Origin of the sequence: Methanosarcina spelaei (assembly GCF_002287235.1) — an archaeon.
GTDB classification, from domain to species: Archaea; Halobacteriota; Methanosarcinia; order Methanosarcinales; family Methanosarcinaceae; genus Methanosarcina; species Methanosarcina spelaei.
The window spans coordinates 1-9,731 of record NZ_LMVP01000078.1; the positions used below are offsets into that span (position 1 = coordinate 1).

At 35.2% G+C, this 9,731-nt stretch carries 10 protein-coding genes; 6 read left to right on the forward strand and 4 right to left on the reverse strand.

Annotated features, from left to right (window positions below; all coding sequences use genetic code 11):
- A partial coding sequence (locus ASJ81_RS05650) for an ISNCY family transposase (RefSeq protein WP_095642727.1) occupies positions 1–943 on the reverse strand: 943 nt, incomplete at its 3' end.
- A gap of 138 nt (positions 944–1,081) precedes the next feature.
- Between ASJ81_RS05650 and ASJ81_RS05655 the strand changes: the two genes are divergently transcribed.
- Positions 1,082–2,470 carry a deoxyribodipyrimidine photo-lyase gene (locus ASJ81_RS05655; protein ID WP_095643636.1) on the forward strand — a complete coding sequence of 463 codons (1,389 nt, stop codon included), beginning with the start codon at positions 1,082–1,084 and terminating at the stop codon, positions 2,468–2,470.
- 849 nt (positions 2,471–3,319) lie between these two features.
- The gene (locus ASJ81_RS05665) at positions 3,320–3,553 is read left to right on the forward strand and encodes a DUF378 domain-containing protein (protein ID WP_095643638.1); all 234 of its coding nucleotides are present in this window, start codon (positions 3,320–3,322) and stop codon (positions 3,551–3,553) included.
- Between the two features lie 601 nt (positions 3,554–4,154).
- On the opposite strand, the gene ASJ81_RS05670 is transcribed toward ASJ81_RS05665, so the two are convergent.
- Positions 4,155–5,234 carry a hypothetical protein gene (locus tag ASJ81_RS05670; protein ID WP_095643639.1) on the reverse strand — a complete coding sequence of 360 codons (1,080 nt, stop codon included), beginning with the start codon at positions 5,232–5,234 and terminating at the stop codon, positions 4,155–4,157.
- 140 nt (positions 5,235–5,374) lie between these two features.
- Here ASJ81_RS05670 and ASJ81_RS05675 point away from each other — a divergent pair, with 140 nt between their 5' ends.
- A complete protein-coding gene (locus tag ASJ81_RS05675; RefSeq protein ID WP_095643640.1) occupies positions 5,375–5,704 on the forward strand; it encodes a pyrimidine dimer DNA glycosylase/endonuclease V in 330 nt (109 codons plus the stop codon).
- Positions 5,705–6,432: 728 nt separating this feature from the next.
- Here ASJ81_RS05675 and ASJ81_RS05680 read toward each other — a convergent pair.
- Complete coding sequence (locus tag ASJ81_RS05680) at positions 6,433–6,837, reverse strand: Ig-like domain-containing protein (protein ID WP_095643641.1); 405 nt, start codon at positions 6,835–6,837, stop codon at positions 6,433–6,435.
- 933 nt (positions 6,838–7,770) lie between these two features.
- On the opposite strand from ASJ81_RS05680, the gene ASJ81_RS05685 reads away from it, so the two are divergent.
- From ASJ81_RS05685 to ASJ81_RS05695, 3 genes are all read left to right on the forward strand, one after another.
- Positions 7,771–8,367, forward strand: coding sequence for a hypothetical protein (locus tag ASJ81_RS05685; RefSeq protein WP_095643642.1), 597 nt, complete (start codon positions 7,771–7,773; stop codon positions 8,365–8,367).
- Between the two features lie 70 nt (positions 8,368–8,437).
- Positions 8,438–8,767 carry a carboxymuconolactone decarboxylase family protein gene (locus ASJ81_RS05690; RefSeq protein WP_095643644.1) on the forward strand — a complete coding sequence of 110 codons (330 nt, stop codon included), beginning with the start codon at positions 8,438–8,440 and terminating at the stop codon, positions 8,765–8,767.
- A gap of 16 nt (positions 8,768–8,783) precedes the next feature.
- Positions 8,784–9,182 (forward strand): LIM domain-containing protein, encoded by a 399-nt coding sequence (locus ASJ81_RS05695; RefSeq protein WP_095643643.1) that lies wholly within the window; start codon positions 8,784–8,786, stop codon positions 9,180–9,182.
- Positions 9,183–9,555: 373 nt separating this feature from the next.
- Here the strand turns inward: ASJ81_RS05695 and ASJ81_RS05700 are convergent.
- Positions 9,556–9,731: DUF169 domain-containing protein (locus ASJ81_RS05700; RefSeq protein ID WP_212556034.1), on the reverse strand; the 176-nt coding region annotated here is incomplete at its 5' end.

The following is a 9,731-nucleotide window of genomic DNA, read 5'->3' on the forward strand; positions in this document are numbered from 1 at the left end:
TTTCTAGCTTCAATTTATATCTAAATCGGTTAAATTCCTTTTTTGCCTTTATACTCCATTCTTGATGCTTTTCTTCATTCATAATTACGTTAAGTTCTTCAGATAGAATTTTTTCCAGGAATTTAATCTCATTTTCACGATTGTAAAATATATTCAATAACCTGTATTTTAATAGTTCCTGTTCAATTGTTGTTTTCTTCGGAAAATCGCTAACTATAAGCTTGTTTAAGTGCATCAAACAGTATTGATGCACTAACTTATCCCCAAAAACTTCCTTTAAAATATCTGGGTATCTCTTATCAAAATCCGTAACAATAAACACAGGTTCTGATGTATCTAGATTTTTTCGTAGAAACGTTTTGATGGTTTCTGAACTTTTATCCTCAAAAAGTTCATCTGCTATTGTTCTTTGAGTTTTTGCATCCAGTAATGTTAAACGGTATTTCTGACAACGTCCCTCTTTTGGATGCTGTTCGTCATAGTGCACCATATGTACATTTTCTAAAATTGGAACATTTTCCTGTTCCATTTCTTTGTTGAATGTTCTAAAAATAGTGCTTCTTGATCTTGGAAATATGAAGCTCATTATATCAGAAATTCCATCATAAGAAACTTTATGGTATCTGAGCACCTGGAAAAAATTATTAAATGAATCAAAAAGTAAAGTTTTCAGACCTTCCCAAAAACTATGATCTTCTTCGTCTGTACTACCACAATTTTGGCATTTGTATCGACCAATGCTGATTTTTCCAAGACCTTTTTTGATGTATAGATTATAGCCGTTATGAACCATAGGAGCACTGCAAATAGGGCAGGCTGGAGGAATTTTTCTACGAAAAATTCCTCTTGTGGTATATTCGTAATCATTGCTATAACTATCAAAAAGGTATGAGAGAGCAGGGAGTTCCGATAAGTTATTAAGAGTAAGATTTATAATTACCATTGTTTTTGCCGTAACATCATTACATAGTTATAGAATTATAAATTTATATAGTGATGTTACACTTACTTTCATCACTAGATTTTGGAACTGAGTCATCCTTATGTTAGCTCTATATATTCCGGATCCCAAAAACCATTAATGAACCCTAAACGTATTCGGACCATTCTATCCGGGAAACCAGGCAAAGGACCGGTTGCTTACTGGATGAGCCGTGATCAGAGGGTTGAGGACAACTGGGCTCTTCTATTTGCCCGAAAAATAGCGTTGGAAGCCGATGTGCCTGTTTTCGTTGTCTTTTGTCTGGTAGATAAATTTCTGGGAGCTATAAGAAGACAATATGAGTTTATGCTCAAAGGGTTGCAAGAAGTTGAAGCTACTCTTGCAAGGAAAAAAATTCCATTTTTTTTCCTTCGAGGAGACCCTGAAGAAGAAATTCCGGATTTTATTAAGAGATATGAAATTGGAATTCTTGTTACTGATTTTAGTCCACTTAGGATTAAGAGAGTATGGACAGAAAAAATCGCATCAGGCATTAATGTACCCTTCTTTGAGGTTGATGCCCATAATGTCGTTCCCTGCTGGGAAGCTTCTAATAAGCAGGAATATGCTGCCCATACTTTTCGTCCTAAGTTCTTAAAGCTCCTTCCTGAATTCCTTACGGAGTATCCTGAGCTTGAAGCAAATTCCGAATTTCCTGAAATCGCTGCAAACTCCGAAAAATCAGAAATGTTTTCAGAATTTCAAAAAAATAAACCTGGATCTCTTTTTCCGGGGGAATTTCTTGAAGAAAAAGCAGGTTTCTTACCTGACCTTGTACCTTTCGAAGCTGGAGAAACAGCTGCACGAAAAGTTATGAATGAATTTCTCACTAATAAGCTTGACTCTTACTCTACTCTGCGAAATGACCCAACTAAAGATGCCTTATCCAATCTCTCTCCTTATCTGCACTTTGGACAGATCTCAGCTCAAAGGGTAGCTCTCAAAGTAGAAAAAACAAAAGCTGACATGGAATCAAAAAGAGTATTTCTCGATGAGCTCCTTGTGCGTAAAGAGCTTGCCGATAATTTCTGCTATTATAATCCTTCTTATGATAGTTTTGATGGCTTTCCTGAATGGGCAAAGAAAACCCTTAACTCTCATAGGCATGATCAAAGAAGTCATATTTTTACATTGGAAGAATTGGAAACAGGAAGGACATATGATCCTCTCTGGAACGCCAGCCAGATAGAACTCCTAAAAAGCGGAAAAATGCACAGCTATATGCGGATGTACTGGGCAAAGAAGATTCTCGAATGGAGCGAATCTCCCGAAAAAGCCCTCGAGACTGCAATCTATCTGAACGATAAATACGAACTGGATGGACGAGACCCGAATGGATATGCTGGAATCGCCTGGAGTATCGGAGGGGTTCATGACCGTGCCTGGCAGGAAAGAGAAATTTTTGGAAAAATCAGATACATGAGTTATGAGGGTAGTAAAAGAAAGTTCGACATTAAATCGTATATTGAAAAATATCCGGTTCTGTAGAAATTTTCAATTTTATTCAAAAAATTTATACAAATTTTTGTTTTACTTTGCAGTCAAAATTTTAACTTTAGCCGGTATGTATGCAAATTTATTGAAACTTAGATTTACATTTTTCCCAGATGATTGAAGTGCTTTTTATGTTTCTAGGGTTTGAGCTTAAAACGGATCTAGTTCTTTATATGGACTGGCCTTCAAACTTACGAATCAGCAGGTAAACATAATTCGCATTGAAGCATTAAGTTAATATTTATCTAGATGTTTTCTTTTTATTAAATGAATTTACACGGTGTAAAAACATGAATCGGCACTACTTTTCTCTAGATAATTATTATAAGTATTTCGTAGGTCTTGACGGCATTATACTTACTTTTTTAATAATAAAAAGTTATCCGACTGTTGTCAATTTAGCAACAAAGTCTAGCTTTTTTATTATGCTAGTAGGATCATTTTGCGTGTTCATTGATAATTGGAATCGAAAATCAATAAAGTACAGATTGTACGTTGAGCTATATGAAAATGAGTATCAAGCTATTTCTGACTATAAAGCCGGTAAAGTATTTATAAATTTAATTTTTTACGTAATCTCTATATATTTAGTATTTGGGCTATTTGGTACGTTCTGATACTCACCAGTAAGCCTTCGTAAAGGAATGGGTTATTTAATCCTGAACTCGAGGACATGGCTATAGTGAGATTTAATTTCTAGTTTTCTATTTTTTTTCTCTAAAAGGCTCTAGTTTTTATAATAGTCACATATAAATACAAGTACATCTAATTTTAATATCGGGGTTATTATATTTCTTCCTATTATAAAATATAGGAAAATAAAATAAAAATGGAGTGATATATATGGCAGTAAGAAATCCAGTAGATTTAATTGCACTTATACTTGTTATAATAGGTGGATTAAACTGGGGGCTTGTAGGGCTTTTCGACTATAACCTTGTGGATGCTATCTTCGGGGTAGGAAGTACACTTTCGAGAATTGTGTACATAATTGTTGGGCTTGCAGCGCTTTATGCGATTTATTTCGCTACAAGAGCTGACACATATCACACTCGTGAGGCTACGACACACCACTAAATTATAAATTAATAAACTCCTTAGCAGCGTTAACACTGTGAAAGAGACCTTAACCAGCCATAGTTTTTTCAGAAGGCTGAATATCAAATTAAGATAAGGTTACTTTGTTCCTTTTTATAATATTATTTTTTGATTATTTTTTGCTCCTTTAACAATTTTATTTTAAAATTTATTCTTATTTCTTTAATTTTTGTTTTTTATATTACTTTTTCTATCCTTACTTTGTCTTCAATTCTTTGCCTCAAGGCTGTACCAAGACTGTACCCTGGCGTGATATTTCTAGGATAAAATAGGTGATTACCCATTTTCTTCTCAGGTCTTCAAGGACTCAGTACCAAAATCCAGTGATGAATGTAAAATTCAAAATCACTGGATTTTGTAAGTGGTCACAATCCGTTTGATACGACATTGGGGTTGAAGTCTTTAGATATCGAATATTGATCTTGATGAAAACCGGATTCTTCTTTCGAATTCAGATTTTCAATCAAGAAATACAAAAATCACTGGATTTTGGAACAGAATCTCTTCAAGACACATTTTATTTATATCTAATATTTTCTTTAATATTTTCCTAATATTTTCTTATTTTTGGCTTTAAACTTTATCTTTTAAGCTTCCAGGGCAACAATGCTGCTTCAAATGCCAGAAGAGGACCTATAAACCATCCTGCCCAGAATAAAAGCCCGAGTATTCCCAAACCAAAGAAGTAAAGTCGCTTTCTTGCTGATCTTTTACCATAATTTTCATTTCTAAGGGTTAAAGCTATTGCGATAATTCCAAGTCCTATACTTAGCAAAATTAAAATGAGAGTAATGCCAATTTCTGAAGAATATGAACTTTTACTCAACGAAATCAGCATCTGAAAAATATATGTTACTCCTGTACCCAGAAAAAAAAGGCCTGCAAGCATTCCTGAGATGCGTGCCGGACTGTACTCTGCTACAGTTTCCCTTTTTAAGAAAATTGCTAGAAGCCCGGCTGCAAAGGTTAGTGCAAGTGGAGTAAGGATCAAAAACAGGCTTTGACCCTCCCAATGATATATCTTTATCTGACTCAGAGGTATGGATAACCATTCTTTCAAGGTAAAAGTTTCTCTGTACCCCAGAATTAGCCCATAATTTCCTTCCTTTGGGATTTCCTGCAAACCTTTTTCATATATCACATTTTCTCCTTCTCTCGAATCTGTTTCCTGTGCCGCTCCTACTACAGCATAATACATTCTGCTTTCTGGAGCTTTGATATCGAGCTTAACAGGTGAGTAAAAGGCGCTTGGGGTAAATCCTTCATATACAGGGCTCTCAGGCAGGTTGTAGGAAAGAACTTTTGCACCGTATCCTTCAGGCACTTCCAGTTTATCGGGCACTTTTCCTTCATCCTTAAGTCCAGGTCCTATAAGAATCAGGTGCGGGGTAAAACCCTTGTTTCCATCTTCAACAGGAATAGTGAGCCCGAGTACAATTCTCTCTCCTTTTTCCGCATTAAAACCATAATACCTAAAATCTCCGGAATCTAATTCCCCATAAAATACCCTTGATTTCGAAGGGTCTTCAATCTGGATTGCTGTTTCAATATTTTTGCCTTCCCCTCCGAAAATTGGCACGTGGGCAAGCGCAGGAGCGGATAAAAAGTATGTAACAACCAGTAGAAAATTTCCCGAAAACCAGACTATCCCACGTTTCATGGGCTATATCTTCTCATGTAGCATGTAAATATGTATAAGAATAAAGAATCAGACACAGAACATAGGTCTTAATTTTTGCGTTAAGTAGACTCTTTTTCATCTCCGAAAACCCTTTCTTAGATGTGCTAGAAATTCATCTTATGAGAATCTGGGACATACCTCCTGAGAAAATGTGCAGGCAGCATCTTTTAGGGGAACACCGTGAGTTACATGCTCTCTGGTCTATAATCACGAATAATAAGAAAGCCTATGCTCACCATCCGGAAACAATGCGCTGGAGAGGAAAGCTTAAAGCTCTTTATCTGAGGCATGAAGCCCTGGTAGAGGAAATGACAAAACGAGGTTACAAACACCATACTCCTCTCGATCCTGCCCTCGCTACAGGAAAAACCATTCAGGACGAGTTTGTGGACTCTTATGAAGAACAGGTCAGGCTCCTTAAAGAAAGAAGATGTAATTGCAGGGTTTGAATAGGATTCAGAAGAACTCTAGTGCTTCGATTCCTAAGTACACTCATAAAACTGAAATTCTAAACCTATCCATTGATCAATAAATTCTTCTTTCGATCATGGATCAATTTTTGAATCGATGCACTAGTTGTTATATCGAGTTACATTCCTTTACCTTTTTGAAAAGTTAGTTTTTTACAGTCGATAAAGAAGGAAAGTAAAGGTGCTTAACAAAGTTAAAAATAGCTATATCCTGGATGATTTTATATTAATTCTAACACTTCGAAGTTTCTACCTGAATCTCACCTATATGGCCAGCTATAGACAGAAGCTACCTAAAAACTTTTATTGATTGTTATCTATTTCATTGCTTCTCTGTAAAGGGAAGTTTCTTAATATTGTAATCATAGAATTGAAAATATAGCTCTATTTTATAATATTTTGTTAAATTCTACTAAATTATTCTTCATAAATAGTATTGCTTTCAATTTAATTTTCTTTTGGGGGAATCGGAGGAATTCAGATCAACTTGTTTTATGCATAATTTTAAAATACATTGTAAAGAACCGTAAACACAGGTTAATTGAACAGGTAATTCCTTACCTCTAAATTATAATTCAAGTAAAATCATTAAGTTAAAGCATTAAAAGGGGTTTGGGATTTTATCCCGGAAGATTAATACTTCCTTTTCCCTTTAATGTGCTTGGTTGCAAAAGTATTCCTACTGAAGCAAGTACTTTTGGGTACTTTCAGCAGGTTGTGCAGCTGGAACAGCTAGAGCATTTAACTGCAATTGTAACAGTTGCACAGTCGGTTTTTCCATCCTTACCTTTTACACAGTATTTGAAACTGTCAGTGCAAGAGTTTTTGCAACTTGCTGGTTTTGTGTAGCAGAATTTACCATTACTCTGCATACAGACCTTACCACCCTTTGCTGTAGTAAAACGTCCTGTTTTTACGACCTTAAGGTTGCATCCTTTGTCATTACTCAGTACATTAAAGCAACAAGACTTGGATTTACAGTTACATGTAAATGTATCGTTTCTTGCATCGGTTTTCGTTTTACAGCTGTTATTACATGCTGCTCCTGTCATTGACAGGACAAAAAAGACTAACGTGAAAACACATAATGTCTTTAACATAGTTTTTCGCATTGTTTATTCTCCTTATTTATTTTAGATTAAACTCGATTTTAAATACCCACTCTAAAAGACTTAATATGGGAAATTAATTGATTTATCCAATTCCTTTTCATATTTTGTCGTATTAGGTGTAATTTGATTACATGGTACTTGTAATCGAAGCCCACTGGGAAATTTTAACATATAAACATACTTATTTTTATATTATTAAATAAAAATCCGAAGCCGAATTTAAAGCTTTATAATACTTTGTATCCAAATTTAAAATATTATAAAATTAAGAATCTTTCTACTTGCGTTATATACCCGTTTAAAACGGAGTTTAAGGTATTTGAAAAGGTAGTGATTTTCAATATCTGTCTTGTGTTCTTTATATCCAAGCATATCACATTTGTGAAGTTTTTTTTTGAATGCCTGATCTATTTAAGTCCCTTACTCTATTAGAGAAACAGACTTACTGTATTTGAAGAAAATAACTTCTATTATCTTCACAAAGAGCGCTGCATTTTATTATCCGGGATTTTCCAAACACTAAAGCCCCATACATTTCGCCTTTGCGTTATGTAAGCAGGATTAAGTTTTGATTCATATGTTTTGATTACACTAAAATCTGTATTATAAGCCTTAATAATTTAACATAATTTACACACGGCATACAGTACTATATCATTTACTTAAAATTTGGAGCCAAGATTAGGATATAAAACATATTAAAACAAGAATTTCATGTCTATAATTTCTTATATTTAATTTTCTTATCTTGTAAGAAAAAAGTATACTATATATAAATATCGATAACTTAATATGTTATTACTTTCATCATTATAGAGAAACAGATTAATTGGAAAAAACACAATTCAAAAATTCGCCATAGTAATAAGGGGAAATCTAAAACCTCATGAAAAGTCCAAAACCCCGTTTTTTGTTGTCTGACGGGAGAACTCGATGAAACTTGTACTTGATGAAGAAGAAATCTGGATAATTGAATGCATAAAAGAAGCCCATATAGACTGTGGATTCCATGTTCGAGACGTTATAAAAAAGGCAAAAGCAAGATATGGATTATCCAGATCGACAGTATATGAAATCATTAGTTATCTGGAGTTTCACGGCCTGGTAAAAACGAATAAATCTGGCAACCGGGAACTCGATCAAAGTATTTCCTACTTTATAGTATGTCCTGTGTGCGGGAAGGAAGTTCCTGAAAATGAGTATATTGTAGAAAACGGGAGGGCAATATGTGAGGACTGCTATCTGGAAGAACACCAGAGAATCAAGTTTGCGGACCCTATGGCCGTACGTTCTAAAAAACTCTTTCGAAAAAGTCATGGTCTGGAAGGTACAGAAGGTCTAACAGACATTCAAAAAGATCTTTGTGAATTTATACAGACGGAAGGGGCGGTTACGCCTGAAAAAATCTCTACACTTTTTGGGCTTACACCCCAGGAAACAAAGAACCAGCTTGCAATATTAAGGCACTGTGAGCTTGTGAAATGGCGGCAAATAGGAGACGAAATATGTATTGTACTTTTTGATTCTTAACTTATTCTAAAAACATATTTGTTTAAAAAGTGAGGACTTGGCAGAAAATATTCGTTCAGGAAGTGAAAACATGACAGAAAAAATCGACATGGACGAAAAGCTAAAAGTTATGGCCGGCCAACTTCCCGGAGTAATGAATGCGCTCTCTGGTCTCCATTCTGAAGTTGTTAAGGATGGGGTATTAAGTGCTAGAATGAAAGAACTCATGATGGTTGCGATCGCAGTATCCCTGCGTTGCGAATACTGTTTATGGAAGCATGTTCCTGAAGCTGTACGTTTGGGAGCAACTCGTGAGGAAATTATGGAGGCTGTCAGTACTGCCATAGTAATGGCTGGTGGGCCTGCAGTAGCATATGGATCTGTGGTAGTCCTTAAAATTCTGGATGAATTGGATGTTTAAGAACTGAGGTGAAATATTGACCGACGAGATAACTAATCCTGTCAAATGCCACATTTGTGGGTGTGAATTGGAAAAAGAAGATTGCATAGAAGAGGAAGGCAAGTTTTTCTGTGAAGATTGTTTTATAGAAGCTCACCATAAGATTCAGGCCTGTGATCCCTGGGCAGCTTATTCCAAGAAATTCTTCAGGAAGGAAGCCGGGCTTGAAGGTACGGAAGGCTTAACTGAACTGCAAAAAGCCATCTATGAATTTATCGTCTCCAGTGGTGGGGTAAAAAAGGAAGAAATTGCAAAAAAATTCCAAATATCTATTCTTGAAACCGAGAACCAGTTTGCTCTCCTGAGGCATTGCGAGCTGGTAAAAGGGCAAAAAAGAGCAGATGGTGTGTACCTTGTATCTTTTGAGAGTAAATAATAAAAAGACTTACATAATTTTATCTATTTTATAAATTTCAGGATGAAGATTAAACTTTTAATTTTTAGTAACTCAATATTCACAAAAACGTATTTTTTGATAACCTTTTCATATATTATTAAAACAAAATTTCATGAAAAGAACTGTATATGAAGTGATTCTTTTTGAAGCAATTCTTTTTGAAGCAATTCTTTTTGAAGCAATTCTTTTTGAAGTAATTCTTTTTTTGAAGGAGAGATAGGTTTTATAGAAAACCTATCTCTCAACTTCAAGATGATGAAACGAACAAGCAAGTACATCAGGTTATTCTCAAGTTAGTGGAGTTCGTTATTTCGGAGGAACTCTACAAGCTGAAAAATACCCTTTTTGAAAGTTACTTCGGGCAAATTGCCTTAAGGCCAGTAGCTACATCAGCCAGATGTTCTATAGGAATTCCCATAATCATTTCTTCATCTGCGATTTTGGCATATGTCCTGCTGCCGCTGCAACCGACCGTGACTCCCACTTTGCCTTCTTTATATGTCTTCACAACCGCATCCGAGCATAAGC